Below are 25,326 nucleotides of genomic sequence, written 5' to 3' on the forward strand. Positions count from 1 at the left end.
GGAGTGGAAACTGCAAACCCGGCGATTTTACCCCAGGTAGAGCACCACCAGCGAGGCCAGCAGGCAATATCCGCCAAAGAAATGCCAGCGCCCCCGTTCCAGCCAGTGCGACAGCCAGCGCAGGGCCAGCAAGCCCGCCAGGAACGAGAGCAGCATGCCCAACAGGCTCGGGCCGAGCAGGTGCAGCATGCTATTGCCGTGTTGTAGATGGTCCAGGCTGCCATTTGCCATGGCCTGGTAAAAGCGCCAGCCCTCTTTGAGCAGCACGGCTGGCGTCAGCACCACGGCCAGGGCAAAGCTGAATTCTTCCGCACTGCGTTGCGGCACGCCCATGGCGATGCCGGTCGAAATGGTGGCGCCCGAACGGGAAAAGCCGCGCAAGGGCAGGCACAGGCCTTGTACGGCGCCAATCACCATGGCCTTGACCAGCGACAAGGTGCCGCCGTCACGCGCCTTCAGTCGCGAGGACGCGATGATCAATATCCCGGCGGCGGCCAGCGCGGCGGCCATCAGTTGCGCATTGCCGAACAGGTGCTCGATTTCAAAACCGGGCGTATCCTTGCGCATGATGTGGGTAATGCCCTTCAGCAAGCCGAAGCCGACGATGCCCGTCATTGCGGTAGCAGCGGCGAGCAGCAGGACATTGCTGCGCAAGGCGGTGGCCGAACTGAAATACGTGGCGCGCCAGGATGTCCAGAAGTAGACGATGACGGCGAACATGGTGCCGGTATGCAACATCACCAGCAGCATGGTCAGTTCTGGAGACGTGGGGTCCAGGCCCATCAGTTTTTCCGCCATGATGACGTGGGCGGAACTGGATACGGGCAGCAGCTCGGCGAAGCCCTGGACGATGGAAAGAATAAATAATTGCAGGAAGCTCATGGGTATCAGGACGCGGGCATGGCAAAAAGGGTCGCCGATTCTACCTGCCGGTGGCGCCGCGCACGCCCTGCGCCGGATTACAGTTTGTCCATGTTTTGCAGCCAGGCTGCGTCTTGCCGCTTGAATACGGCGCGCAATGCGCGTTCAGGGCTATCCGATAATTGATGATAGAGGCTAGAGGCTAGAGGCTAGAGGCTAGATGCTTGCATGGGTCTCTTCCGGCATCCTTTTCAGATGCCATGGCAAGCCGGGACGCCGCCTGAGGCGCCAGGGTGCCATGGTTTCATCCTAGCAGGTGGCCAATGCCAGACCATGGTTGAACGGCGGCGGTTCCAGCACATATATTTCCAGCACCAACAGGCCCGCCAGCAATTCGCCGACGATGACCGTTTCGCCCACTACGGGGGCGCTCTTGCGCTCTTCGGCGCTGTCTGTCGGGCCCGTCAAATTTACTTGATCGTCAACAGTTCCCGTTCGCGCACGACACCTGTCTTGTCTACCGTATAGGCGACCAGCAGCGCGCCGTCGTCGGCGCAAGCATGGCAGCTTTTCATGGGCGTGGCAAACAGCAGGCGCAAGCCGCCATCGCCGATGGCCGTGCTGCCGACGAACTCGGCCGGAGCAAACGGTACGGCGCCCGGGTGGGCGCTGGCAAAGGCGCGCCAGGCGGGGCTGGCGCGGTCTTCCTCGCGCACCGCGTCTTCGTCGACGTCGATGGCCGCGCCATCGCTGCCAATGAGCAAGCTGCCTTCGTTCGTGTTGGCGCGGAAAGGATAGGTCACGGTGGCCAGTGCCGCCTTGTCCAGCGGGCGCCAGGCCGAGATGAAGCCCGCCTTGCCTGCCTTGACCAGCATCTTGGCTGCGGCGATCGCTTGCGGACGCGCGCCGTAGCGCTGCATGCTGCGCAGCAGGCAGACCTCGGGCGCGGCGCTCGGTTGCTCGCTGCGGCAGGCCGACAGCGAGCGTTCCTGCCATACGGCGCGCGCGTCGACAGGGCCCGTCTCCAGTGCAAGAGCCGCTTGCGGGGAGGTCAGGGCGCAGCACGCCAGGACGGCGCAGCGAATTAGGTGGCGGGAAAAGCGTGTAGACATGGGGAGCTTTCAAGAACGGAAACAGGAGAAGCGTCAATTATAGGAGGGGGCCGGCGTGCTGGCCCGCACCATCGGCTTGCTTCAGGGCGCTGTACGACGCGTATTGCGCGCTTTGGCGCCCGGCCAGACGGGTGGGGATCGTGGTGCGGCTATCAGGACGCAGCGCTAAGGAAGCGCGCGTCGATGTCTTCGGGCAGCGGTCCCACGGTGACCGTGGTGTGCCAGGCGGAAGGCTTGTCGTTGCCATCAAACAAGGCGATGCGCGTGTGGATAAACAGGACCGAATACACGCCAGATTTCACGTCGCGCTGCAAGTCCCAGTGCAGCAGTTCGATCGCTTCACCCAGGCGCGGCAGATGGGCGCCCGTTGGCAGCTGAATGTTCTGATTGATGAATTCCCTGCTTGGGCCCGGTTCCTTGTGGCGCGGATCGATGTAGCGGAACGAGACACTGGTAGTAATGGTTTGCATGCGCAGCACCTGCTTGGTTAGGTATCTGCTGACAATAGCACGGGACGATGATCGGCGCGTGCGCCGCACGTTGCCAGACGCGCGCATGCGCAGTTATGTTCGCTAGCAGACGGTGCTTGGCCGATCATTCGCTTAGGCTGGCGCATTGTCCATCCTTGAGATTGCCGGAAACGCCATGATGCATCTATTTTTATCCGAAAATCGCGCCGAACTGGAGCGTCGTTGCCGAGACAAAGTTGCCAAGAGGCCTTTGCGATTACCGACCGAGCAACAGTTGCAACATGGCATACCCATCTTTCTGGACCAGCTGATCCGCACCTTGAAAGCAGAGGAGGCGGGCCTGATGGTGAAGAGCCTGGCTATTTCCGGTCCCGCCGACGGCAATGCGCTGGCGATATCGGAACTGGCCGATAGCGCCACCACGCACGGCGGGCAATTACTGGCACTTGGCTATTCGGTCAGCCAGGTGGTGCACGATTATGGCGATCTGTGCCAGGCTGTCAGCGATCTGGCCCTGGCGCTGGGCGAGCAATTCGCCGTCGAGGAATTCAGGACGTTGAACCGTTGCCTCGACAACGGCATTGCCGAAGCCGTCTCCGAATTTACCCAGCAGCGCGACGTGCTGATTGCCGACCGGCAGGCTTTGCTGCTGAGCCAGCGCATCGGCTTTTTTGCCCATGAATTGCGCAATCACCTGCGTACGGCCAGCCTGGCCGTCGCCTCGATCAAGCAGGGCGGCATGGGCGTGACGGGGGCGACGGGCGCCGTGCTCGACCGCAGTCTCGTCGGTTTGCGTACCCTGATCGACCGCTCTTTGGCGGAAGTGCGGGTGGAGGCGGGACTGACCTTGCAGCGGTCGGTCTTCTTGCTCAGTAATTTTATCAGTGAACTCAGCTATTCGGCGCAGCTGGAGGCGGACTTGCTGCGCTGCACCTTGGTTGTGGAAGAGGTTGCTCCCTTGCTGCAGCTCGATGCCGACCAGGATTTGCTGCTCTCTGCGGTGGGGAACTTGCTGCAGAATGCCTTCAAGTTCGGTGCGCCAAATGGCACGGTGGTGCTGCGCGCGTATGCGAGTGGCGAGCGTGTCAAGATCGAAGTAGAAGACAACGGCGCCGGCCTGGCGCCGCAGGCCGCGCATGACTTGTTCTTGCCGTTTACGCAAGGCGGTGCCAACAAGACGGGACTGGGCCTGGGCCTGTCGATTGCCCGGCGCAGCGTGGAAGCCAATGCTGGCACCTTGAGTGTGGAAAGTGTGCCTGGTCATGGTTGCATCTTCATCATCGACCTGCCGCAGCGCGCCGCAGCTACCGCAGCGCTGGCCATCTAAGTTGCCATCCGAGCAGATTCGGGCTGGCAGAACACTTGCGGTGCCAGCGTGACGCGATTGCGCAGCCTGGAGCTGGGGCGGGGCGGCGACTCGCTGGCCATCTTCGAGATCTAGCTTGCGCCCTGTGCCAGCCAGTCGCGTGGCGACAAGCCGGTGCATGCGCGAAAGGCCCGGGTGAAGGCCGGCTGGCTGCCATAGCCCACTTCCAGCGCGACATCTTGCACCAGCCAGCCTTGCCGTAGCAGCGCCTGGGCGCGCAGCATGCGCTGGCCCGTCAGGTATTGGGCCGGCGGGCAAGCGATGGCCGCATGGAACTGGCGCGCGAAGCGGCTGCGCGACATGCCGCACAGGCTTGCCAGCGATGCCACCGTCCAGTGGCGCCCTGGGTGCTCGTGCATGGCAGTCATGGCATTGGTGAGGGCGGCGTTGGACTGGTCGAGCAGGCACGCGGCCGACATGAGGCGGTTGGCCAGCGCATGGCGTAATAGCTGGACGATCAGGACGTCGCACAGACGGTTGAGCACCACTTTTCGCCCCAGTCCGCCACGGTGGGCCTCATCGAACAGCAGTTCGAGCACGCCAGACATGGCTGGAAGTTGCGCAAGTGGCAAATGCAGGCAGGCCGGCAGACTGTTGAGCATGGCCTCATCGTCGCCGGCCAGATGCACGGTGGCGCATAGCAGTTGCGCCGTGCAGGCGCCGGTGCGCAGCGCATGCGTATGCGGGCGCGGATAGAAAACCAGCGCGGGCGCATCAATGCGCAGCACGGTGCCGTCTGCGTGGGCGAAAGTCGCCGGCCCCTCGCGCACCAGGTGCAAATGCCCCCTTCCCGGTTGCGCGGGAAAGTGGTTATTGCCGCAAAACGCCCCCTGGAAAAAAGTATCGGCTGAAAATCCAAAGCGCAGCAGCAAGGCAGACAATTGATCCATGGAAGTAAGATAAAGACGATAAGGTATAAATTGTATCCCTAAAGCAACAAAAGTTTCCACATTTTTCGCTATGATGGCGCCTTGATGTTTGTTCTGATATGGAGTGTGAAAATGGCATTATCCAACTTAAAGATCGGTACCCGCCTGTATCTGGCCTTCGGCGTCGTCGTCGCTTTGCTGGCCATATTGGTCGCCTCTGCGCAGGCGAATTTTTCCCGCCTGGATGATGCCAATGGACTCAATATTCATACCTATGAAGTCATGCGGGAGGCCGATGCCTTGCTCGTAAGCCTGATCAACATCGAGACTGGTGAGCGCGGCTTTGCCCTTACCGGCAAGGATAGCTCACTGGAGCCGCTGGCAAGTGGTCAGCGCGATTTTGCCGAACATTTGCAAAAAATCCGCGCCTTGACTGCCGACAACCCTGCACAGCTGGACCGACTGAAGACATTGGAAGGCGCACAGAAGCAATGGCTGGCGACGGCGATCGAGCCCGTGATCGGCTTGCGTCGCGCGGCGGTCGTCGATGGCAGCCTCGACGCCGTGGTGGCTGCCGAGCAGGCTGGCAAGGGCAAGGCCGCCATGGATACGATGCGCATTGTACTTGCCGATATCGGCAAGACGGAAAGTATGTTACTCGCGCAGCGTGCCCTGGATGTGGCTGCCTTGAAATTGCGCACAACGCTGGTCTTGCTGGGCGGCGGCGCGACCGCCGCTTTGCTGGCGTGCATCTTGGCGATCTTGCTGACTCGCAACATCACCGGCCCACTGGCCGAGGCGGTGGCGTTGGCCCAGCGTGTGGCGCAGGGCGATCTGAGCAGTGATATCGTCGTGCGTTCGCACGATGAAACGGGTCAGCTGATGGTCGCCCTGCGTGACATGAACACGGCGCTGGTCAGCATTGTGGGCGAAGTGCGCGAAGGTACCGATACCATCGCCACTGCGTCTGCGCAGATCGCTGTCGGGACCATGGACCTGTCATCGCGCACGGAACAGCAGGCCAGTTCGCTGGAAGAAACAGCCTCTTCAATGGAGGAGTTGACTGCCGCCGTCAAGCAAAATGCGGACAATGCGCTGGCGGCGCGCTCGCTGGCGTCGGCAGCGTCCGCCGTGGCAGTCAAGGGCGGTGCGGTAGTGTCCGAAGTGGTGCAGACCATGGGTTCGATCAATGATTCCTCGCGCAAGATTGCCGACATCATCGGCGTGATCGACGGTATCGCTTTCCAGACGAATATCCTGGCCCTGAATGCTGCCGTAGAGGCTGCCCGTGCCGGTGAGCAGGGACGCGGTTTTGCCGTCGTTGCCACCGAAGTGCGCAACTTGGCCCAGCGTTCGGCCAGCGCCGCCAAGGAAATCAAGAGCTTGATCGATGATTCCGTGGACAAGGTGGGTGCGGGCAGCAAGTTGGTCGACCAGGCCGGTGCCACCATGCAAGATGTGGTCGATAGTGTGCAGCGCCTGAGCGCCATCATCGGCGATATCACCGATGCGAGCGAAGAGCAGCGTCTCGGCATCGAGCAGGTAAATGAAGCCATCAGTCAAATGGACCAGGTGACGCAGCAAAATGCGGCCCTGGTCGAGGAAGCAGCGGCGGCGGCCACTGCGATGCAGGATCAGGCGGCGCAGCTGTCGCACGCCGTGCAAGTGTTTCGCCTGACGGACGCGCAGCAAAGCGCACAGGCCGGCGTGGCGCGCCCAGCCGGGGATCGCCCCCGAGCCTTGTCCCTGCGCGCCTAGGCCGCCGTATCCTGATCCCCACAGGTCGCGGCATATGGCATTTCCGCACAGATCGTCAAGTAAATGCAGGTATGGCTGGACGAGAATGTTACATATGGGTATTCTGCGCTTTGATACTTATTTCTACACAGAAAAAGTAAAATGACGGTCCGTGCCAGCGGTAACGCGGCTCGCACGGCCAGGCAAGGTCAGGCATGCAAAGGTGAAGTCGTCCGCTTGCTGAGCGAAACGGTTGTGTTTCTGCTCGCGACGGTCAGGTAAACAGTGCTGTCATCTTTAAAATAGTAGGAGAGATTGCTCATGGATGCAGAAAAGGATGTTGTGTACGGTACAGAAGATTTGTTAATGAGTTTGTGCAACTCGGTGGTGCGGGTACTCAACGTTGCAACGCAAAGTAAAGTCAATTATTCAGGCATGGTGCAGCGCATCACGAAGACCGGCCTGAAGCCGGACATCGGCTGCTTCGTCATGTTCGATGGCGGTTTCACTGGCCTGGTGGTGCTCAATTTCGCCGCCGATACGGCGATGGAAATCTACGAGCGCTATATGTTGCACATGGGTATGCCAAAGTCGGAACTGGCCAGTTTCTACACGTCGGACGAAGTGTCGAACATCATGGGCGAGCTGATGAACCAGATCGTGGGCGACTTTACGGGCAAGGTGCGGCGCGAGCTGCAAACGAACATCACCCAGAGCCAGCCGAAGATGCTGGTGCTGAACAAGCAGGTGATGCTCAGCGTGGACACGCCGCTGGACCGTCCGGAAATGCGCCGCGTCACCTTTTACACGGAAAAAAATAACATTTTCTATCTGGAACTGGCGATCGACCGTACCGAGTTCATCAAGTTGCACGATTTCGACTCGCGTGAAATCGATACCGACGCGCTGATGGAGACGGAATACGCGAACCGCGAACGCGACGCAGAGCCGGCAGCAGCCGAACCTGAAGACGACGATAACGCCGACCTGCTCAAGTCCCTGGGCATGTAAAAGCGCGCGCATTGCGCATCCCTGGCGGCATGCTTGCCGCCAGTTACTGCCGTTGAGTGCCGATAAAGTCTTGCTCACACATACGCCGCTGGTGCCGTTCCCAACGTAGGCGATGCCTATGAGGCGGCGCCAGCCGCCGCTGCCCAAGTAGGCGCTGACGCTCCTGCTCGCGCACCGCCACCACGTTCAATAGCTGCCGGTCCTGAGCCCCCCCCCATCCGGCGTTGCTGCATATGCCCCATGCTCTCCAGCCTGTTCGCGCTGAGGCTTTCCCCTGGTCGCTATAGAGCGATGGGGGTGGGTGCTGTATAATAGTGAAAAAGTACTTAACTACCTGTTTTCACTGGATAAAGACCCGATACCACATGCTTTCTACAGCTAACATTACGATGCAGTTTGGCGCCAAGCCATTGTTTGAGAATATCTCCGTCAAGTTTGGCGACGGCAACCGCTATGGTTTGATCGGCGCCAACGGCTGCGGCAAGTCGACGTTCATGAAGATCCTGGGCGGCGACCTGGACCCGTCGGGCGGCAACGTCATGCTCGATACCAACGAGCGCCTGGGCAAGCTGCGCCAGGACCAGTTTGCGTTTGAAGACATGCGCGTGCTCGACGTGGTCATGATGGGGCATACGGAAATGTGGGCGGCCATCCAGCAACGCGACGCGATCTACGCGAACCCGGAAGCGACCGACGACGACTACATGCAGGCCGCCGAGCTGGAAGGCAAAGTGTCCGAATACGACGGTTACACGGCCGAATCGCGCGCCGGCGAACTGCTGCTGGGTGCCGGTGTCGCCATTGAACTGCATCAAGGCCCGATGAGCAATGTCTCGCCGGGCTGGAAGCTGCGCGTGTTGCTGGCGCAGGCGCTGTTCTCGAATCCGGACATCCTGCTGCTCGATGAGCCGACGAATAACTTGGACATCAACACGATTCGCTGGCTGGAAGACGTGCTCAACGAGCGCAATTCCACCATGATCATCATTTCCCATGATCGCCACTTCTTGAACCAGGTCTGCACCCACGTGGCCGACATGGATTACGGCACCCTGAAGATTTATCCGGGCAACTACGACGAATACATGTTCGCCTCGACCCAGGCGCGCAACCAGCAACTGGCCAACAACGCGAAAGCGAAAGACAAGGTTGCCGAGCTGCAGGAATTCGTGCGCCGCTTCGCCGCGAATAAATCCAAGGCTCGCCAGGCAACGTCGCGTGCCAAGCAGATCGAAAAGATCAAGGTTGACGACATCAAGCCATCGTCGCGCGCGTATCCGTTCGTGCGTTTCGACGGCGAAAAGAAATTGCACCGCCTGGCCGTTGAAGTCGAGAATATCTCGAAAGGTTTCGATCGTCAGCTGTTCAAGAATTTCAGCATCATGGTCGAAGCGGGTGAGCGCATCGCCATCATCGGCGCCAACGGCGCCGGCAAGACCACCATGCTGCGCTGTATCGCGGGCGATCTGGCCGGCCTGCAGCCTGACCAGGGCCGCGTGAAGTGGGCGGAAAACGCCAACGTGGGCTATATGCCGCAAGACCCGACGGAAGATTTCGCCAAAGATACCAACTTGACCGACTGGATCGGCCAGTGGACGAAAGAGGGCGACGACGACCAGGCCGTGCGTTCCATCCTGGGCCGCTTGCTGTTCGGCGGTGACGATGTGAAAAAAGCCGTCAAGGTGTTGTCCGGTGGTGAAAAGGGACGCATGATGTACGGCAAGCTGATGCTGGGCCGCCACAACGTGCTGATGCTCGATGAGCCGACCAACCACATGGACATGGAGTCGATCGAGTCTCTCAACATCGCGCTGGAAAAATACGCTGGCACTCTGGTCTTCGTGTCGCATGACCGCGAATTCGTATCCTCGCTGGCCAACCGCATCATCGAGATCAAGGAAAATGAAGTGGTCGACTACCGTGGCAACTATGAGGATTACCTCAGAAGCCAGGGCATCGACTAAACACCTGTGCTAACCCATCGAGCGTCGCGCTTTGCGGCCCGAGATGCGCAGCCTGCTGTCGGGCGGTTGCATATCACGGCCACAAATCGCTGCCGCTCGCTACGGGTTTGCCAGGCGTTGGTAAATTGCTGGCGTCAGTTGGCACCATTCAAACCGACGCGCCGCGGTCCTTTTGTTCCGGCGCAACTGCTTCATTGCGTCCGTGCCGGTTTGTCCCGTTTTTGTTTGACACAGCCATGCAAACTTTAGCCATTAAATCCGTCGAGTACGAACATCCACAAGACGGAGCCAGCTGCACCGCCCACGCCTGGGCACGCACGCCAGCGACGCCATCCCCGGCCGAGAAAGCCGAACTGATCACGCGCATCAAGCGCTTGCTGATCGAGCGCGAAGCCGTGCTCGTTGCCCACTACTACGTTGATGCTGACCTGCAAGACCTGGCCGAAGCCACGGGCGGCTGCGTCTCCGACTCGCTGGAAATGGCCCGTTTCGGGCGCGATCATGCGGCCAAGACCCTGGTCGTCGCTGGCGTGCGCTTCATGGGCGAAACGGCAAAGATCCTGAGTCCTGAGAAAACCGTGCTGATGCCCGACCTCGATGCGACCTGTTCGCTCGACCTTGGCTGCCCGGTGGACGAATTTACGGCCTTTTGCGACGCCCATCCCGACCGTACGGTGGTGGTGTATGCCAACACCAGCGCCGCCGTGAAGGCGCGCGCGGACTGGATGGTAACGTCGTCGATCGGCCTCGACATCGTTGCCCATCTGCATGCGCAGGGCAAGAAAATACTGTGGGCGCCCGACAAGCATCTGGGTTCGTATATCCAGAAGGAAACGGGCGCCGACATGCTGCTGTGGCAGGGTAGCTGCCTCGTACACGACGAATTCAAGGGTATCGAGCTCGATTTGCTCAAGCAAGAGTATCCGCAAGCGAAGGTGCTCGTGCACCCGGAATCGCCCGCCAACGTGGTGGCCCAGGCTGACATGGTGGGCTCGACGTCGCAAATGATTGCGGCAGCGCAAACCATGGACACCGACACCTTTATCGTCGCCACCGACAATGGCATCTTGCACAAGATGCGCGCGGCGGCACCGGGCAAGCGTTTCATCGAAGCGCCCACGGCCGGCAACAGTGCTACTTGCAAGAGTTGTGCGCACTGCCCGTGGATGGCCATGAATGGCTTGCTGAATCTGGCGCAAACGCTGGAAAACATGCACAATGAAATCCACGTCGATCCCGCCGTCGGCCAGCTGGCCGTGCGTTCGATCAAGCGCATGCTCGACTTCGCCGCCGCCAAGAAGGCGGGCCTCAAGCCTGGTGCGGACCTGGCAAAAGAATCCACATTGTTCCAAGGAATCGGTCCAGCATGAGTACTCTCGTCAATTCTTTCGCTCCCTTCGATGCGGCCCTGGCGCGCGCGTTCGAGGGTAATTTGCTGGCCGCCTTGCTCGAAGACGTGGGTCAGTGCGACCTGACGGGCGAGCTGGTGCCGCCCGACGAGATCGTGACCGCGCGCGTCATCGTGCGTGAAGCTGCCGTGCTGTGCGGTGCGCCGTGGTTTGAAGGCATCATGAAAAGCCTGGACCGCAGCATCGATATCGTCTGGCATTATGCCGAAGGCGACATGATGAAGGCCGACAGTGTCGTGTGCACCATTGAAGCGCCGGCACGCGCCCTGCTGACGGCCGAGCGCAGCGCCCTCAATTTCCTGCAATTGCTGTCGGCCGTGGCCACCGCCACGCGCCAGTATGTCGATGTGGTGGCGGGCACCAAGGCGTCCATTTTGGATACGCGCAAGACCTTGCCGGGCCTGCGCCTGGCGCAAAAGTACGCGGTGCGCGTCGGTGGTGGCAAGAACCAGCGCCTGGCGCTGTACGATGGCATCCTGATCAAGGAAAACCATATTGCGGCCGCCGGTGGCGTCAGCCAGGCCCTGGAAAACGCGCGCATGCTCGACGCGGGCGTGCCGGTGCAGATCGAGGTAGAAAACCTGGCGCAATTGCGCGAAGCGCTGGAGGCGGGCGCCGTATCCGTGTTGCTCGATAACTTCAGCAACGACATGCTGCGCGATGCAGTGGCCATGACCAACGGCCGCGCCTTGCTGGAGGCATCGGGCGGCATCAATGTCGACACCGTGCGCGCGATTGCCGAAACGGGCGTGGACCGCATCTCTGTCGGCAGCCTGACCAAGGATGTGCGGGCCACCGATTACTCCTTGCGCATCGTCGGCTGATGCAGCGAGCCGCGCGGCGCTGGCTTGCCTTGGCTCTGCTGTGGCCGGCGTGCGCCGTGTCCTTGCAGGTACAGTCTCGCGAGCTGCTGGTCGTGGGCGCGCAGTTCGAGCGCGTGTTCGAGTACCAGGACAGTGGCGAGTATGCGGGACTGGGCGTCGAGCTGGTACGCCTGATGGCGACGCGCACCGGTTATACCGTGCGTTTTCGCATGCTGCCTTGGGCGCGTGCGCAAGCCATGCTGGTGCAGGGCCAGGCCGATATCTTGATCGGCCCCTACAAGACGCCCGAGCGTATCGCCAGCATGGGCTTTTCCGACAAGCCGTTTTACCAGGACCAGATGGTCTTCTACACGCGCCAGGATGCCAGCTTCGACTGGGATGGCGACCCGGCGGTACTGAAGAACCGCAGAGTGGTGCTGCTCAATGGCTGGGCCTATGGCACGGACTGGGAGCGCATGCGTCACGGCTTGCAGATCAGCGTGGCCAATAATGTGGAAAATGGCTTGAAGATGCTGGTGCACAAGCACGTCGATGTGTTCGTCAGCAACCGCCGCAATACCGATCCCGTGATCAGCCGCCTGGGCTATGGCCGCCAAGTGAAACCCTTGCCCAAAGTCATAGAAATACAAAACGGCTATTTCGCCTTCCCCCGTTCGCCCGCCTTCGACAAGCTGCGCCTGCAGTTCGACCAGGAATTGAATAAGCTGATAGAGACAGGCGAATTGAAGCGACTGGGCAAGCGCTACGACGTCGGCGTGCCCTGAGTGCATGCCGTCGGCTGTGGCGGCATGCTTGCTGTAGCGGCATTACAGCTGGCGCGCTTCGAAGGTGTTGCACTGTGAAATCTGGCCGCTTGCCAGGCCCTTGCTGAACCAGCGCACGCGCTGTTCCGAGCTGCCGTGCGTAAACGAGTCAGGCACGACATGGCCTTGCGACTGGCGCTGCAGCGCATCGTCGCCGATGGCCGTGGCCGCTTTCAGCGCCGCCTCCACGTCGCCCTGTTCCAGGATCTTGCGCTCCTGGTTCGCGTGGAAGGCCCAGACGCCGGCAAAGCAGTCGGCCTGCAATTCCAGGCGCACGGACATGGCATTGGCCTGGCGCTCCGACTGTGTGCGGCGCGCCTGGTCGACCTTTTCGGACAAGCCCAGCAGATTTTGCACGTGGTGGCCCACTTCGTGCGCGATCACATAGGCTTCGGCAAATTCGCCCGAGACCTTGAAGCGCTGCTGCATCAGCTTGAAGAAATCGAGGTCCAGGTAGATTTTCTGGTCGCCCGGGCAATAGAAGGGCCCGCTGGCGCTCTGGCCCGTGCCGCAGGCCGTCTCGGTGCTGCCCGAAAACAGCCGCAGCTTGGGGCGCACATAGCTGCCGCCTTCGGCCTTGAACAAGGCGCCCCAGGTGTCTTCCGTATCAGCCAGCACGATTTTCACGAAGCGTGCCATGTCGTCCGATGCCGGTGACTGGCGCGCGGGCGCCTGGCTTTCCTGCGTGCTGACCTGGCCGCCACCGCCGCTAAGCAGATTGAGCAAGGTCAACGGATTGACGCCCAGCACATAGCCGCCGATGAGGGCGATGACGATGGTGCCGATACCGATCGAGCGCCCACCAAGGCCAAAACCGCCGCCACTACCACTGCCTGCCACGCCACGGTAGTCTTCCACATTGTCGCTTTCGCGATTGCCTTCCCATTTCATGCTCTTTACTCCTGCTGTGATGGTGCGCTTGATTGCTGACGCCTGTATGGACGTTGCGCGACGAATCTTGTCATTATCGCAGTTATCAGGACAAGGACACGGGCGAGCATGTTACCCTTTGCAACTTTCCACCCATTCCACATCAGGGGCGCGCATGGCGCTCGCCAGCGAGACACACATTTCGCCCACGGCGGTAGTTCAGTACAACGCCTGCAAGGCCCATGATGTGCCAGCCTTGCTGGCCATCTATGCCGATCTCGCTGGACAGGCGTTCAGCGTGGCTGGTGCTTCAACGCTTCACGGCGGCTGAGCGGGGACAATCGCTGGCGATGCGCGTTAGTAAAGGCCACCACGTCTTCGGGCGCGTGGCGCGCGTAGTCGCGCAGGGCCCAGCCGATGGCCTTGCGGATGAAAAACTCGTCTTCCTGGGCCAGCGCCAGTGCTGCATCGAATAGCCAGCCGGCATCCGTGTTAGCGCGCCAGCCCAGTTGGTGCAGCATGGCGATGCGGCGCAGCCAGAAATCCGTGTGGCGCATGGCGTCATCCATATGTGCATGGGCGTCGCCGCCGCGCCGCAGTTCGGCCTGCAGTACGTCGCCGATGACGCCCGCCATGCCATCGACGCTGTCCCACCACGCGCGCTGGCGCGCCAGCGCCAGCAGGGCGGGGACGTGAGCTGGATTCAGTTGCCTCTGGTATCGGGCCAGCAGGTCGAGCGCCACGTGCTGGTATTCGCGCTGCGGCTGCTGCCACAGCAGTTGCGCCTGTTCCAGCAAGACATCTGAACCGACACCTTGCAAGCGCGCCAGCCAGGTGTTGGCGGCCAGGCGCCGCTGCGGCGCGGCCACCCCCAGGAACACGAACTGGTTGCGCAGATAAGCCTGCATGGACACCGCGCGTGCGGGATCGGCGGCCGCTTCCAGCGCGGCTGTCAATGCTGTCTGCAATTGCATCGCATCTCGCTTTCTTCCAGGCGTAAAAAAAGCGCTCCGAAGAGCGCTCTAGTCTGGCTATCCAAGCGGCTGACGACACCACGGCGCGTGGCAGCGATGTGTGGCCGAGAAGCGCAAGCGTACGCGAGTACGCTCAACGTTGCAGGGCGCACAGCGCCACACGCCAGCCTGGATTGGCGCTATTACTGGACTTTTGCCTTCTTCATCAGTTCATCGCGGTAGGTGGCGAGTTTCTTCTGTTGCAGCGACTCGGCCACTTGCCCCTTGACTTCTTCCAGTGCCGGCAGCTTCGTCGCACGGGTTTCTTCCAGCTTGATCACGTGGAAACCGAATTGCGATTGCACCGGTGTTTGCGTGACTTGGCCTGGTTTCAGGGCGACCATGGCGTCGGAGAATGGTTTCACGTACGAAGCTGGGCTCGCCCAGTCCAGGTCGCCGCCATTGGCTGCGGAGCCGTCTTTCGATACTTTCGCCAGTTCTTCAAACTTGGCGCCGCCTTTCAGCTTGGCGATGATGTCTTTCGCTTCCGCTTCGGTGGCGACCAGGATGTGGCGTGCGTGGTATTCCTTGTCGCCAGCCTGTGCCTTGAACTTGTCGTACTCGGCCTTGATTTCAGCGTCCTTGACAGGGTTTTTCTTGACGTAGTCAGCCAGCAGGGCATTGATGATGATGCTTTGACGGGCATTGTCGATCTGCGACTTGATTTCGGCACGCGTGCCGTAGCCTTGCTTGTCGGCTTCCTGGATCAGCACTTCACGGCCGATCAAGTCTTTTTTGATGGCTTCGCGCAATTGCGGCGAATCAGCTTGCTTGCCTTGGGCGACGACTTGCTTGACGACCTGGTCGAGGCGTGACGAAGGGATGGCCTTGCCATTGACGGTGGCGACGTTTTGCGCGAACGCAGGAACCGCTGCGACGGCGAGCAGGGCTAAGATCAGGCGGGCTGGCTTCAAAATCATGTTCATTCCTAATAAATATACAAAAACCGATACAAGAGATGGCGACTGTCGTGCAGTTGGCATTGAGGCGCACAATACACGACCGGCGCCGAAAAGGGCGCCGGGGAGGTCAGTTCTTACTGAACTTTCGCTTTTTTGATCATTTCTTCCTGATACGCTTGCAGTTTCTTTTGCTGCAGCGCTTCGGCGATCTGTGGCTTGACCTCTTCCAGGGTCGGCAGTTTTGCCGCGCGCGTGTCGTCCAGCTTGATCACGTGGAAACCGTTAGGCGTTTGCACCGGAGTCTCGGTGACTTGGCCTTTTTGCAGCTTGACGAAGGCGTCGGAAAACACTTTCGGGAAGGACGATGGGGCTGCCCAGTCCAGGTCGCCACCATTGTCGGCCGAACCGGCATCTTTCGATTGCTTGGCCAGGTCTTCGAACTTGGCGCCGCCTTTCAGCTTGGCGATGATGTCTTTCGCTTCGGCTTCGCTGGCTACCAGGATGTGGCGCACATGGTATTCCTTGTCGCCGGTCTGGGCCACGAAGCGATCGTATTCAGCCTTGATTTCAGCGTCGTTGACTGGATTCTTTTTCAGGTAGTCGCCGACCAGGGCGTTGATGACGATGGCCTGGCGTGCGTTCTCGATTTGCAGCTTGACAGCGGCATCTTTACCGAAACCTTTGTTTTCCGCTTCTTGCATCAGCACTTCACGGCCGATCAAGTCCTTCTTGATCATTTCGCGCAATTGCGGCGAATCCGGTTGCTGGCCTTGGGCGACGACTTGCTTGACGACTGCATCAACGCGCGACGATGGGATAGGCTTGCCATTAACAACGGCAACATTTTGCGCAAAAACAGGTACCGCGACAACGGCGAGTAGTGCGATCAGCAAGCGGGCTGGCTTAAAAGTCATTATTAAATCCTGTTAGGGAAAGTTTCGTAAAAAACGCATGGAAAGAAAACGCCTACATGACGCTTGCGGCAAGCGGCAAACCAAGTTTCCCTGGTATGCCGAAACGCCATCCCATCCTGATACTCATACTGCTTCGGACGGCGCCAAGGCAACAATTGCCAATGCATGTATCTCATTATGCATCATATCGTGCACGGAATCATACACCAGTCGATGCCGCATGACGAGCCTGAGCCCCTCAAATTGACGAGAAATAATGCGTAGATTGTAATGGCCTCCGCCCGAAGCGGCGCCCGCATGACCGCGGTGGCGCGCCGAGTCGTCTTCCAGCACGCATTCCAGAGGAGAAAGTGCCGTTTCCAGACGGCTACGGATGCGCTGCATGCGCGTTTCTGGCGAGCTAGCTATTGTGTTCATGCTTCTTCCTTGATATGTTTGGCCAGGAACAGGGTTTGCGCCACGATGAAGGCGAAGAAAATGCCGGTCGCGCCAAACGCTTTGAAGCTGACCCAGACGGCCATGTCGCCTTGGAACAGTACAAAAGCGACGAACAGGTTCAATGCGCCGATCGCGCCAAAGAAAATGATCCAGGCGGCCAGTAACTGCTTCCAGACTGCATCGGGCAATTGCACTTGCGCTTCCATGGTCTTGCGGATCAGGTTTTTCTTGAAGCCCACCTGGGCAATCAGGAGGGCCAGGCCGGACAGCCAGTAGATCAGGGTCGGCTTCCATTTCAGGAAGAAATCGTCATGCAGATAAATGCTGGCGCCGCCGAACACGACAAAGATGAACAGCGACAGCCACAGCATGGCGTCGACCTTGCGCCCGCGCAGCAGTAAATAGCTGACCTGGCAGGCGGTGGCGACGATGCCGACCACAGTGGCGAGTATCCATGGTGCCTGCTCAGGCTTGATCAGGCCGCCCGATACCAAGCCGGACAGGTATTGCTGCACCAAATCATGCGTGGCCGTTTCATACATGCCGCCCAGTTTGAAGGCGGCGAAAAAGGCGATCAGGGGGAAGAGGTCGAATAGAAATTTCATGGCGAGACTTTACTATGAGCGTGGTGTAAACATCTTAGGAATAACTTAGGAGCAACATTCGTGCTCCCAGTGACCCCTGTGGCCTTACGGCTGTGGATCGAAGCGCAAGGAGGCCGAATTGATGCAATAGCGCAAGCCGGTTGGCGGCGGGCCGTCCGGGAAGACGTGGCCCAGGTGGGCGTCGCACACGGCGCAGACAATTTCCGTGCGCACCATGGCGTGGCTGCGGTCAACGATTTCCGTCACGTTAGCCGGGTCGAGGGCCTGGAAATAGCTGGGCCAGCCGCAGCCGGAATCGAACTTCGTGTCCGAGGCAAATAATGGCGTATTGCAGCAAACGCAGGTGTAGATGCCGTGTTCATGGTGATCCCAGAACTTGCCTGTGAAGGCCCGCTCCGTGGCCGCATGGCGCGTGACCTGGTATTGCATGGAATCGAGCATGGCGCGCCATTCGGCGTCGGTTTTTTTGACTTTATTCGTGGTCATGGTAGTACCTCAGGATGAGCAACTGACTTCAAGGTGGCTGGCCCAGTCGGGTGGCAGGGCCGCATAGTGATGGTGTTCGGGCTGTTCGTCAAATGGCTTTTGTAAAATTTCCAGCAAGGTTGTCACTTCCGTGTAGTCCTGCTGCTGGGCTTTTTCGATAGCCACTTGCGCCAGGTAGTTGCGCAGCACGTATTTCGGGTTGACCTGGTGCATGGCCACTTGCCGCTGCGCATCGACACTGCCTTCCTGCAGCAGGCGCGCGCGATACGTCGCGGCCCAGGCATCGAAGCCGGGGCGGTCGATGAACATGTCGCGCAGTGGCGTGTCATGCTCGGGGGCGGCCACCTGCAGTGTCGCCAGGGTGCGGAAAAAGTGGGTGAAATCCACGCTGTTCGCTTGCATCAGCGCAAACATGCTGTCGAACAGCGTCGTATCGTCGTCCTGCTGCGCCTGCAAGCCCAGCTTGGCGCGCAGCAAGCCATTCATCTTGTCCGCAAAGGCGGGCTGGTACGCGTCCAGCGCCGCCTGCGCCTCGGCCACCTCGCCGATCAGCGGCAGCAGCGCCTGGCCCAGCGCATGGCAGTTCCAGTGGCCCACCTGCGGCTGATTGGCGTAGCTATAGCGGCCCTGCTGGTCCGTATGGTTGCAGATATGTTGCGCGTCAAACGCTTCCATGAAGCCGAAGGGGCCGTAATCGAGGGTCAGGCCCAGGATCGACATATTGTCCGTGTTCATCACGCCATGCATGAAGCCGACCGCTTGCCATTGTGCAATCATGTGCGCGGTGCGCACGCACACTTCGTGCAGCAAGGCTTGGTAGGGATTGGCTGCAGCGCGTAAATGCGGGTAAAAGCCATCGATGACGTAATCGGCGAGGATTTTCAGCTCTTCCGGCTTCTTGCGGTAAAACCAGTGTTCGAACGAGCCGAAGCGGACAAAACTCGGTGCCATGCGCGTCACGACGGCCGCCGTCTCCACCGTTTCGCGCATGATGCCTTGTTGCGAACCCATGATAGACAGCGCGCGCGAAGTGGGTATGCCCAGCGCCGCCATGGCTTCCGAGCAGAGGAATTCACGGATCGACGAGCGCAGCACGGCGCGTCCGTCGCCCATGCGCGAATACGGCGTGGCGCCAGCGCCTTTCAGCTGCAGCTCCAGCGGACCGTCTGCGGTGGCGAGATCGCCCAGCAAGATGGCGCGGCCATCGCCCAGTTGTCCGGCCCAGACGCCGAACTGGTGGCCCGAGTACACGGCCGACAGTGGCCTGGAGCGCTCGGCGACGACGTTGCCGCTCAGCAGCGCCACAAAGTCCGGCTCGGCCAGGCGCGCGCAATCGAGGCCGACCAGGCTGGCTGCCTGCGCGCTGGCGGCCACGAAATACGCGGCGGGCAAGGGCGTCGGCATCAAATGCGTATAGAACGCCGGCGGCAAAGCCGCAAAGGCATTATCCAGTGGTAAGGTAGTAGCGCTGATGGCGATTCCATTCAAAAAAAGAGATGGCGGCAAACAGCGCCAGTCTGGAGTGCGATTTTACCGCACCGCGCCAAGGCGTGTGGCGGGCGCTGCGGCGGGTGCTTGCGCGGCACAAAACGATAGCGAAAATGCCATGTTGCATTGCAATATCGAAATGCGTTGACGATTTCCGCACGCTCGTACGAAACTAGGGCAGTCTTTCCAATCCAAGAATCACCAAATATTCATTCCAGGAGACACGATGGCGGCATTTCCCTTGAGTCCAGTAATGGGCCAGATGATGAATCAGCCCCTGCTGATTTCGAGCATTATCGAGTTTGCAGCGCGTCATTATGGCGCCAGTGAAATCATTTCCCGGCGCGTCGAGGGTGATATGCACCGCTACACTTACCGCGCATGCCACCAGCGCGCGCGCCGCCTGGCGAACGCCTTGCATAGCCTTGGCGTCGGCATGGGCGACCGGGTTGCCACCCTGGCCTGGAATGGCTATCGTCACCTGGAAGCTTACTATGCCGTGTCTGGCTCGGGCGCGGTGCTGCACACCATCAATCCTCGTTTGTTTCCCGATCAGATCGCCTATATTTCAAATCACGCGCAAGACCAGGTTTTACTGTTTGATTTGACGTTCCTGCCGGTGGTGGAAAAAATTGCCGCCGACTGCACGTTTGTGCGCCACTTCGTCCTGATGTGCGAGCGCGACCGCATGCCCGCCAGCAGCGCCATCCCCGACCTGCTGTGCTATGAAGACTTGATCGCCACGCATAGCGACGATTACACCTGGCCCTTGTTCGACGAGAATGCGGCCGCCACGTTGTGCTACACATCCGGCACCACGGGCAACCCCAAGGGCGCCCTGTATTCGCACCGCTCGACCGTGCTGCACGCGTATGCCTCGGCCATGCCCAGTGCGCTCAACGTGCGCTCCTCCGATACGGTGTTGCCCGTCGTACCCATGTTCCACGTGAATGCCTGGGGCTTGCCATATTCCGTGCCCCTGTCGGGCGCGCGCATGGTGTTTCCCGGCGCGGCGTTGGATGGCAAGTCACTGTACGACTTGTTCGAGGCGGAAAAAGTGACGTTCTCGGCCGGCGTGCCAACAGTCTGGCTGGGCTTGCTGAACCATGCCTTGCAAAACAAGTTGACATTTTCCACCTTCCGCCGCACGGTGATCGGCGGTGCTGCCTGCCCGCCGGCCATGATGGATACCTTGATCGACAAGTTCGACATCGAAGTCATCCACGCCTGGGGCATGACGGAAATGTCGCCACTGGGCACGGCGGGCGGCTTGCAGAGCCAGCACCTGGACTTGCCGAAGGAGGCGCAGCGCAAGATCCTGCAAAAGCAGGGTCATGCCATTTACGGCGTGGACATGAAGATTGTCGACGACGATGGCAAGGAGCTGCCATGGGATGGTGTTGCCTACGGCCACTTGCTGGTGAAAGGGCCGTGGATTATTTCTTCGTACTACAAGAATGAGGGCGGCGACGTGCTGCAAGATGGCTGGTTCCCCACGGGCGACGTGGCCACCATCGACGCGGATGGCTATATGCAGATCACGGACCGCAGCAAGGACGTGATCAAGTCGGGCGGGGAGTGGATAGGCACCATCGACCTGGAAAACCTGGCCATGGCGCACCCGGCCGTGCTGCAAGCGGCGTGCATCGGCGTGTTTCACCCGAAATGGGATGAGCGACCCGTGCTGGTGGTGGTGCTGCGCCCGGGCATGGCGCTCACGCGCGAGGCCTTGCTGCAATTTTTTGACGGCAAGATCGCCAAGTGGTGGACGCCGGACGACGTGCTGTTCGTCGATGCCTTGCCCACAGGCGCCACCGGCAAGATCCAGAAGAACAAGCTGCGCGAGCAGTTCAAGGGCCACCAGTTGCCCGTAATGCCGTTCAGTTAGTGTGTTAGTGATGCTATTTTTAGCCCAAGAACCAGGACAGGGGTCGGACCCTGAGGGGGAATGTGCTTCAATGGAGCACATTCCGATCACGAAGTGACCGACCCCAGCTCTTTGCCTCTGGGGTTAGCAAATTTAGTGGCGCTCATAAATCACGCCAAAATCCTTAACTGAACGGCATTAACCAGTTGCCCGGCATTTAGCGAAACGCCGCGCGTAGGGCTGCTGCTGCTGCTGCTGCTGCGCCAGGCCCGTCTTTTCGGGCCTGCACTCGCACCGCCAAGCAAAAACCGATAATCCGATACACCGATACACCCGATACTCCACTAAGGAAGCGACATGAGTGCTCAATATCAAGTGAACGGCGCCGTTGCCGTCATTACCCTCGCCAATCCACCCGTCAACGGCCTGGGACTGGCCACGCGCACGGCTGCCGTCGCGGGCATCCGCCAGGCCTTGGCCGATGAGGCTGTGAAAGCCATCGTCATCACGGGCGCTGGCAAGGCTTTTTCGGGTGGCGCTGATATCAAGGAATTCAATTCGCCCAAGGCGCTCACGGAACCGACCCTGCACACCCTGATCAATGTGGTGGAAAGTGCGAGCAAGCCCGTGGTGGCGGCCATCCACAGCGTCTGCATGGGGGGCGGCCTGGAACTGGCGCTCGGTTGCAACTACCGCGTGGCCGCGCCCGGCGCGCAGATGGCCTTGCCGGAAGTCAAGCTTGGCATCTTGCCCGGCGCGGGCGGCACGCAGCGCCTGCCGAGAGTCTTGGGTCTGGAAATGGCGCTCAATATGATCGTCTCTGGCACGCCCGTAGCGTCCGAAAAGCTGGCCGGCACGGCCTTGTTCGACGAGGTCACAGCCCCCGGCGCGGACTTGCTGCAAGCTGCCGTCGCCTTCGCCACCAAGGTGGCCGATGTGCGTCCGTTGCCAACAGTACGCGAGCGCAAGGTGGACTACCCGAACCATGCAGCCTTTTTACAGTTCTCGCGCAATACGGTAAAAGCCATGTCCGGCCCGTTTCCTGCGCCGCTGAAATGCGTCGATGCCGTGGCGGCCGCCGTGACGATGACATTCGACGAGGGCTTGCTGTACGAGCGCGAACTGTTCATGCAACTGGTGCAGTCACCGGTATCGAAAGCCCTGCGCCATGCTTTCTTTGCCGAGCGGCTCGCCAGCAAGGTGCCTGACGTGCCATCCGACACGCCCGTGCGCGCCATTGCCAGCGCGGCCATCGTGGGCGCCGGCACCATGGGCGCGGGCATCGCCATGAATTTCGCCAACGCGGGCATTGCCGTAACCTTGCTGGAAACGCGGCAGGAAGCGCTGGACAAGGGCCTGGCGACGATACGCAAGAATTATGAAAACACGGTGAAAAAGGGTAAATTGACGCAAGAGAAGGCCGAGCAGCGCATCGCCCTGGTCAGCGGCACCCTGGCGTATGCCGATATCGCGCAGGCTGACATCGTTATCGAGGCCGTTTTCGAAGAGCTGGCTGTCAAGGAAGCCGTGTTCAAGCAACTCGACGCCGTCATGAAACCGGGTGCCATCCTTGCCTCGAACACCTCGACCCTGGACCTCGACAAGATCGCTGCGTTCACCCAACGCCCGCAAGATGTGATCGGCACACATTTCTTCAGCCCGGCGAATGTCATGAAGCTGCTGGAAATCGTGCGTGGCGCACAGACTGGCAAGGACGTGCTGGCCACGGCGCTGGCGTTGTCGAAAAAGTTGAAAAAAACGGGCGTGGTCTCGGGCGTCTGCGATGGCTTCATCGGTAACCGCATGATCGAGCAGTACAGCCGGCAAGCCGGCTTCCTGCTGGAAGAAGGCTGCTTGCCGGAACAGGTGGACAAGGCGGTCGAGAAATTCGGCTTCGCCATGGGTCCGTTCCGCATGGGCGACCTGGCCGGCAACGACATCGGCTGGGCCATTCGCAAGCGCCGCGCTGTGGAAAAGCCGGAAGTGACGTATTCGAAGACGGCTGATTTGCTGTGTGAACTTGGTCGCTACGGCCAGAAGACGGGCGCCGGCTGGTATGACTACAAGGCGGGCGACCGCAAGGCCTATCCTTCGGAGCAGGTGAACGCCATGATAGTCCAGCACTGCGCCGATATCGGCGTGGCGCGGCGCAAGGTCAGCGACGAGGAAATCGTCGAACGCCTCGTGTATGCGCTGGTCAATGAAGGCGCGCGCATTCTGGAAGAGGGCATCGCCCAACGCGCCTCGGACATCGACATGGTGTATCTGACGGGCTACGGCTTCCCCCTGTTCCGTGGCGGCCCGATGTTTTATGCCGATACGCTCGGCTTGCCCAATGTACTCGATACCATTGCCGCTTATGCGAAAGGCCGCCACGGCGACGCGTGGACACCGGCGCCGCTGCTGCTGAAACTGGCGGGCGAGGGCAAGGGATTTAATAGCTGAACGTTAAACCCCAAAATAACTGCCGGGGTCTGACCCAACGGGTCTGACCCCGGACTATTTCTTCTTCACCACCATCTTGATCGCCTCGTTGACGATGACGGGATTGTCTTTCTGGATGTAATAGCCGGTGCCGGTGATGCGTTCAATGGCGGGCGCACCGGACAGGCGCTGCCACTCTTGTTCCTGCGCCTGCAGCACGTTTTCAAACGACCCCATTTCTTCGATGCCAAACTTGTCGCGCACCAGCAGCATGGCCGGCACGCGCAGTGGACTGGCCATGTCGATATGCTGCAGGCATTGCGTCTGGGCATCGAATTCGGCCGATTCGGTACTATTGAACATCAGCTTGCGCCGGGTTTGCACGAGCATGGCGTAGGCGGACGCGTCTTTTTGCAGGCGGCTCCATTGCTGCGGATGCGTGGGATCGAGCAGTATCAATCCGGCCACGTCCTGCGGGTACAGCTTGGCATACACATACTGGTACAGCCCACCCAAGGCGTGGCCGACCAGTACATAGGGCGGCTTCAAGCCCGCTTGCGCCAGCAGGGCGCGCTGCTGGGCGGCAATGGTGCACGGGTCGCGCGGCGTGCTGGTTTTCTGGCTGTCGCCGTAACCAGGGCGGTCGTACACCAGCACTCGGTGCTGTCGCTCTACTTCGGGCACGACCTTGGCCCAGACATCCTTGCCGTCGCCCATGGCTGACTGGAACACCACGGGCAAGCCGTTCTGGCCGCTCAGGCTGTAGGCGATGCTGGCGTCGGGCAGGGCGGCCGTGGCCGGCACGCCTTGCGTGGCCGGCGAGGAGGGCAGCAGCGAGCAGCCGGAAAAACAGCCTGCCAGCAGCAAGCCGGCGCTGGAGAGGAGCATGGTGCGCGCAGGGCGGCCGACGAGTAGATGATGCATGAATCTCCTTCTTGGTGCAGGGACCGGGTAACAGTATGGCGTGCCAGCCATTATAGGCAAATCCTATGGAAGTGGAAATGCCGAACAGAGGCGGTTTCCCCGTCCTGTCAACCGGCCTCGGCGCGATGGCACACGGCTTCGATGCGGTTGCCGTCCGGATCGCACAAAAAGGCCGCGTAATAGCTGGCGTGATAGTGGCGCAGGCCGGGCGCGCCCACGTCGATGCCGCCGTGTGCCAAGCCGGCGTGCCAGAACGCATCCACGGCCACACGCGTAGCGGCCTTGAAGCAGCAATGGCGGCGCGGCGCGTCGTTGGGCCTGGGGGCCAGGCGTACGGAAAAATAGCTGCGTTCAGGGTGTTCAGCATCGCTGCGCTCGCCATAGCCTACCCAGGCGTCGGCATGGTCGCTGCCCACCTTGGGCACGCCCAGCGCGGCGAAGATGGCATCGTAGAAGCGCTCGGCGCGTTCCAGGTCGGCAACGGTGAGGGAAACGTGATCGAGCATGGGCATTCCACTAACAAAACCAGGACGGCCATAGCATAGCCCGGATCAGGGCGGTCGTGGGCCGAAGTGACCGACAGACACTGGCGGTGGCTAACTGGCGGTTAAGGGCGTTTGTTGCAAGTACATGGCGTAACTGGTGCGCAGACGGGGCAGGCAGGTGCCGGGCGGGTGAGGCGCGCTGCGATACCACGGCTGATCAGCTGCACGCGGGGCGCAAACAGCATCACGGCGCAGAAGGCCACGGGCCAGGCGGCAAAAAACGCATGCCGCCAGCGGGGCAGGAAGTCCGCTTGCAAGCCGATATTGAGCCAGGTGACCCAGGCGCTCATCAGCAATGTCATCACCAGCGACATCAGGAAGGCGAACACGCAGCGCAGGCGCAGAGCTTCGGACATGGGGCACTTTCACAATGTAGGATAGGCTAGCGTAACGAATTGCAGCAATCTATACTAGAGGCATATTT

General features: G+C 60.5%; 26 protein-coding genes. 10 read left to right on the top strand and 16 right to left on the bottom strand.

The features are described 5' to 3' along the window. Positions 1 to 27: 27 nt before the first annotated feature. From H4V96_RS10090 to H4V96_RS10105, 4 genes are all read right to left on the bottom strand, one after another. Positions 28 to 882, bottom strand: coding sequence for an undecaprenyl-diphosphate phosphatase (locus H4V96_RS10090; RefSeq protein WP_280720907.1), 855 nt, complete (start codon positions 880 to 882; stop codon positions 28 to 30). A gap of 288 nt (positions 883 to 1,170) precedes the next feature. Next, a complete protein-coding gene (locus H4V96_RS10095; protein WP_157998732.1) occupies positions 1,171 to 1,329 on the bottom strand; it encodes a hypothetical protein in 159 nt (52 codons plus the stop codon). Between the two features lie 2 nt (positions 1,330 to 1,331). After that, positions 1,332 to 1,973 carry a hypothetical protein gene (locus tag H4V96_RS10100; protein ID WP_196856646.1) on the bottom strand — a complete coding sequence of 214 codons (642 nt, stop codon included), beginning with the start codon at positions 1,971 to 1,973 and terminating at the stop codon, positions 1,332 to 1,334. Positions 1,974 to 2,125: 152 nt separating this feature from the next. Further along, complete coding sequence (locus H4V96_RS10105) at positions 2,126 to 2,443, bottom strand: hypothetical protein (protein WP_196856645.1); 318 nt, start codon at positions 2,441 to 2,443, stop codon at positions 2,126 to 2,128. 250 nt (positions 2,444 to 2,693) lie between these two features. Here H4V96_RS10105 and H4V96_RS10110 point away from each other — a divergent pair, with 250 nt between their 5' ends. Then, positions 2,694 to 3,770 (top strand): HAMP domain-containing sensor histidine kinase, encoded by a 1,077-nt coding sequence (locus H4V96_RS10110; protein ID WP_334686047.1) that lies wholly within the window; start codon positions 2,694 to 2,696, stop codon positions 3,768 to 3,770. 110 nt (positions 3,771 to 3,880) lie between these two features. On the opposite strand, the gene H4V96_RS10115 is transcribed toward H4V96_RS10110, so the two are convergent. Further along, entirely contained in the window at positions 3,881 to 4,699 is an 819-nt protein-coding gene (locus H4V96_RS10115) for an AraC family transcriptional regulator (RefSeq protein ID WP_196856643.1), read from the bottom strand. Positions 4,700 to 4,810: 111 nt separating this feature from the next. On the opposite strand from H4V96_RS10115, the gene H4V96_RS10120 reads away from it, so the two are divergent. The 6 genes from H4V96_RS10120 (at position 4,811) to H4V96_RS10145 (ending at position 12,387) form a co-directional block, all read left to right on the top strand. Beyond that, positions 4,811 to 6,436 carry a methyl-accepting chemotaxis protein gene (locus H4V96_RS10120; RefSeq protein ID WP_196856642.1) on the top strand — a complete coding sequence of 542 codons (1,626 nt, stop codon included), beginning with the start codon at positions 4,811 to 4,813 and terminating at the stop codon, positions 6,434 to 6,436. A 300-nt stretch (positions 6,437 to 6,736) separates the two neighbouring features. Beyond that, a complete protein-coding gene (locus H4V96_RS10125) occupies positions 6,737 to 7,426 on the top strand; it encodes a DUF3334 family protein (protein WP_010397915.1) in 690 nt (229 codons plus the stop codon). A gap of 365 nt (positions 7,427 to 7,791) precedes the next feature. Then, positions 7,792 to 9,390, top strand: coding sequence for an ABC-F family ATPase (locus tag H4V96_RS10130; RefSeq protein ID WP_010397937.1), 1,599 nt, complete (start codon positions 7,792 to 7,794; stop codon positions 9,388 to 9,390). A 236-nt stretch (positions 9,391 to 9,626) separates the two neighbouring features. Then, positions 9,627 to 10,760 carry a quinolinate synthase NadA gene (gene nadA, locus H4V96_RS10135; RefSeq protein ID WP_196856641.1) on the top strand — a complete coding sequence of 378 codons (1,134 nt, stop codon included), beginning with the start codon at positions 9,627 to 9,629 and terminating at the stop codon, positions 10,758 to 10,760. Beyond that, positions 10,757 to 11,623 carry a carboxylating nicotinate-nucleotide diphosphorylase gene (nadC, locus tag H4V96_RS10140; RefSeq protein ID WP_196856640.1) on the top strand — a complete coding sequence of 289 codons (867 nt, stop codon included), beginning with the start codon at positions 10,757 to 10,759 and terminating at the stop codon, positions 11,621 to 11,623. Before nadA ends, nadC begins: the two co-directional genes overlap by 4 nt. 56 nt (positions 11,624 to 11,679) lie before the next feature. Further along, complete coding sequence (locus H4V96_RS10145; RefSeq protein WP_280720908.1) at positions 11,680 to 12,387, top strand: transporter substrate-binding domain-containing protein; 708 nt, start codon at positions 11,680 to 11,682, stop codon at positions 12,385 to 12,387. 42 nt (positions 12,388 to 12,429) lie between these two features. Here the strand turns inward: H4V96_RS10145 and H4V96_RS10150 are convergent, their stop codons facing one another. The 8 genes from H4V96_RS10150 to H4V96_RS10185 form a co-directional block, all read right to left on the bottom strand. Further along, complete coding sequence (locus H4V96_RS10150; RefSeq protein WP_196856638.1) at positions 12,430 to 13,317, bottom strand: neutral zinc metallopeptidase; 888 nt, start codon at positions 13,315 to 13,317, stop codon at positions 12,430 to 12,432. 272 nt (positions 13,318 to 13,589) lie between these two features. Beyond that, on the bottom strand, positions 13,590 to 14,270 hold the full coding sequence (locus H4V96_RS10155) for a DNA alkylation repair protein (protein WP_196856637.1): 681 nt from the start codon (positions 14,268 to 14,270) through the stop codon (positions 13,590 to 13,592). Between the two features lie 182 nt (positions 14,271 to 14,452). Beyond that, positions 14,453 to 15,229: a peptidylprolyl isomerase gene (locus tag H4V96_RS10160; RefSeq protein ID WP_010397951.1), complete on the bottom strand. Its 777-nt coding sequence runs from the start codon at positions 15,227 to 15,229 to the stop codon at positions 14,453 to 14,455. Positions 15,230 to 15,345: 116 nt separating this feature from the next. Continuing rightward, positions 15,346 to 16,125 carry a peptidyl-prolyl cis-trans isomerase gene (locus H4V96_RS10165; protein WP_010397952.1) on the bottom strand — a complete coding sequence of 260 codons (780 nt, stop codon included), beginning with the start codon at positions 16,123 to 16,125 and terminating at the stop codon, positions 15,346 to 15,348. Positions 16,126 to 16,248: 123 nt separating this feature from the next. Further along, positions 16,249 to 16,542, bottom strand: a complete 294-nt coding sequence (locus tag H4V96_RS10170) for a BolA family protein (RefSeq protein WP_010397954.1) — start codon at positions 16,540 to 16,542, stop codon at positions 16,249 to 16,251. Beyond that, complete coding sequence (locus H4V96_RS10175) at positions 16,539 to 17,168, bottom strand: septation protein A (protein WP_196856636.1); 630 nt, start codon at positions 17,166 to 17,168, stop codon at positions 16,539 to 16,541. The genes H4V96_RS10170 and H4V96_RS10175 overlap by 4 nt, the downstream gene beginning before the upstream one ends. An 84-nt stretch (positions 17,169 to 17,252) precedes the next feature. Beyond that, on the bottom strand, positions 17,253 to 17,654 hold the full coding sequence (gene msrB / locus H4V96_RS10180) for a peptide-methionine (R)-S-oxide reductase MsrB (protein WP_010397957.1): 402 nt from the start codon (positions 17,652 to 17,654) through the stop codon (positions 17,253 to 17,255). A 9-nt stretch (positions 17,655 to 17,663) separates the two neighbouring features. Then, entirely contained in the window at positions 17,664 to 19,106 is a 1,443-nt protein-coding gene (locus tag H4V96_RS10185) for a protein adenylyltransferase SelO (RefSeq protein WP_196856670.1), read from the bottom strand. Positions 19,107 to 19,125: 19 nt separating this feature from the next. On the opposite strand from H4V96_RS10185, the gene H4V96_RS10190 reads away from it, so the two are divergent. The 3 genes from H4V96_RS10190 (at position 19,126) to H4V96_RS10200 (ending at position 23,454) form a co-directional block, all read left to right on the top strand. Beyond that, complete coding sequence (locus H4V96_RS10190) at positions 19,126 to 19,290, top strand: hypothetical protein (protein WP_280721207.1); 165 nt, start codon at positions 19,126 to 19,128, stop codon at positions 19,288 to 19,290. A 78-nt stretch (positions 19,291 to 19,368) separates the two neighbouring features. After that, a complete protein-coding gene (locus H4V96_RS10195; protein WP_196856635.1) occupies positions 19,369 to 21,030 on the top strand; it encodes a 3-(methylthio)propionyl-CoA ligase in 1,662 nt (553 codons plus the stop codon). Between the two features lie 336 nt (positions 21,031 to 21,366). Then, a complete protein-coding gene (locus H4V96_RS10200; protein WP_196856634.1) occupies positions 21,367 to 23,454 on the top strand; it encodes a 3-hydroxyacyl-CoA dehydrogenase NAD-binding domain-containing protein in 2,088 nt (695 codons plus the stop codon). Positions 23,455 to 23,508: 54 nt separating this feature from the next. Here the strand turns inward: H4V96_RS10200 and H4V96_RS10205 are convergent, their stop codons facing one another. The 3 genes from H4V96_RS10205 to H4V96_RS10215 all read right to left on the bottom strand — a co-directional run bounded on the left by H4V96_RS10205 (position 23,509) and on the right by H4V96_RS10215 (position 25,258). Next, positions 23,509 to 24,357 (bottom strand): alpha/beta hydrolase, encoded by an 849-nt coding sequence (locus tag H4V96_RS10205; protein ID WP_196856633.1) that lies wholly within the window; start codon positions 24,355 to 24,357, stop codon positions 23,509 to 23,511. Positions 24,358 to 24,464: 107 nt separating this feature from the next. Beyond that, entirely contained in the window at positions 24,465 to 24,869 is a 405-nt protein-coding gene (locus H4V96_RS10210) for a VOC family protein (RefSeq protein WP_196856632.1), read from the bottom strand. Between the two features lie 95 nt (positions 24,870 to 24,964). Then, the gene (locus H4V96_RS10215) at positions 24,965 to 25,258 is read right to left on the bottom strand and encodes a DUF2798 domain-containing protein (RefSeq protein WP_010397968.1); all 294 of its coding nucleotides are present in this window, start codon (positions 25,256 to 25,258) and stop codon (positions 24,965 to 24,967) included. Between the last annotated feature and the right edge of the window lie 68 nt (positions 25,259 to 25,326).

It is taken from the genome of Janthinobacterium sp. CG_23.4, assembly GCF_029892305.1.
Classification (GTDB): Bacteria; Pseudomonadota; Gammaproteobacteria; order Burkholderiales; family Burkholderiaceae_D; genus Janthinobacterium; species Janthinobacterium lividum_D.

Excerpts from the sequence above, each read along its gene's own strand:
- H4V96_RS10090 (WP_280720907.1), bottom strand. The coding sequence starts at position 882 with ATGAGCTTCCTGCAATTATTTATTCTTTCCATCGTCCAGGGCTTCGCC.
- H4V96_RS10100 (WP_196856646.1), bottom strand. The coding sequence starts at position 1,973 with ATGTCTACACGCTTTTCCCGCCACCTAATTCGCTGCGCCGTCCTGGCG.
- H4V96_RS10105 (WP_196856645.1), bottom strand. The coding sequence starts at position 2,443 with ATGCAAACCATTACTACCAGTGTCTCGTTCCGCTACATCGATCCGCGC.
- H4V96_RS10115 (WP_196856643.1), bottom strand. The coding sequence starts at position 4,699 with ATGGATCAATTGTCTGCCTTGCTGCTGCGCTTTGGATTTTCAGCCGAT.
- H4V96_RS10120 (WP_196856642.1), top strand. The coding sequence starts at position 4,811 with ATGGCATTATCCAACTTAAAGATCGGTACCCGCCTGTATCTGGCCTTC.
- H4V96_RS10125 (WP_010397915.1), top strand. The coding sequence starts at position 6,737 with ATGGATGCAGAAAAGGATGTTGTGTACGGTACAGAAGATTTGTTAATG.
- H4V96_RS10130 (WP_010397937.1), top strand. The coding sequence starts at position 7,792 with ATGCTTTCTACAGCTAACATTACGATGCAGTTTGGCGCCAAGCCATTG.
- nadA (WP_196856641.1), top strand. The coding sequence starts at position 9,627 with ATGCAAACTTTAGCCATTAAATCCGTCGAGTACGAACATCCACAAGAC.
- nadC (WP_196856640.1), top strand. The coding sequence starts at position 10,757 with ATGAGTACTCTCGTCAATTCTTTCGCTCCCTTCGATGCGGCCCTGGCG.
- H4V96_RS10150 (WP_196856638.1), bottom strand. The coding sequence starts at position 13,317 with ATGAAATGGGAAGGCAATCGCGAAAGCGACAATGTGGAAGACTACCGT.
- H4V96_RS10155 (WP_196856637.1), bottom strand. The coding sequence starts at position 14,270 with ATGCAATTGCAGACAGCATTGACAGCCGCGCTGGAAGCGGCCGCCGAT.
- H4V96_RS10160 (WP_010397951.1), bottom strand. The coding sequence starts at position 15,229 with ATGATTTTGAAGCCAGCCCGCCTGATCTTAGCCCTGCTCGCCGTCGCA.
- H4V96_RS10165 (WP_010397952.1), bottom strand. The coding sequence starts at position 16,125 with ATGACTTTTAAGCCAGCCCGCTTGCTGATCGCACTACTCGCCGTTGTC.
- H4V96_RS10170 (WP_010397954.1), bottom strand. The coding sequence starts at position 16,542 with ATGAACACAATAGCTAGCTCGCCAGAAACGCGCATGCAGCGCATCCGT.
- H4V96_RS10175 (WP_196856636.1), bottom strand. The coding sequence starts at position 17,168 with ATGAAATTTCTATTCGACCTCTTCCCCCTGATCGCCTTTTTCGCCGCC.
- msrB (WP_010397957.1), bottom strand. The coding sequence starts at position 17,654 with ATGACCACGAATAAAGTCAAAAAAACCGACGCCGAATGGCGCGCCATG.
- H4V96_RS10190 (WP_280721207.1), top strand. The coding sequence starts at position 19,126 with ATGGCGATTCCATTCAAAAAAAGAGATGGCGGCAAACAGCGCCAGTCT.
- H4V96_RS10195 (WP_196856635.1), top strand. The coding sequence starts at position 19,369 with ATGGCGGCATTTCCCTTGAGTCCAGTAATGGGCCAGATGATGAATCAG.
- H4V96_RS10200 (WP_196856634.1), top strand. The coding sequence starts at position 21,367 with ATGAGTGCTCAATATCAAGTGAACGGCGCCGTTGCCGTCATTACCCTC.
- H4V96_RS10205 (WP_196856633.1), bottom strand. The coding sequence starts at position 24,357 with ATGCATCATCTACTCGTCGGCCGCCCTGCGCGCACCATGCTCCTCTCC.
- H4V96_RS10210 (WP_196856632.1), bottom strand. The coding sequence starts at position 24,869 with ATGCCCATGCTCGATCACGTTTCCCTCACCGTTGCCGACCTGGAACGC.
- H4V96_RS10215 (WP_010397968.1), bottom strand. The coding sequence starts at position 25,258 with ATGTCCGAAGCTCTGCGCCTGCGCTGCGTGTTCGCCTTCCTGATGTCG.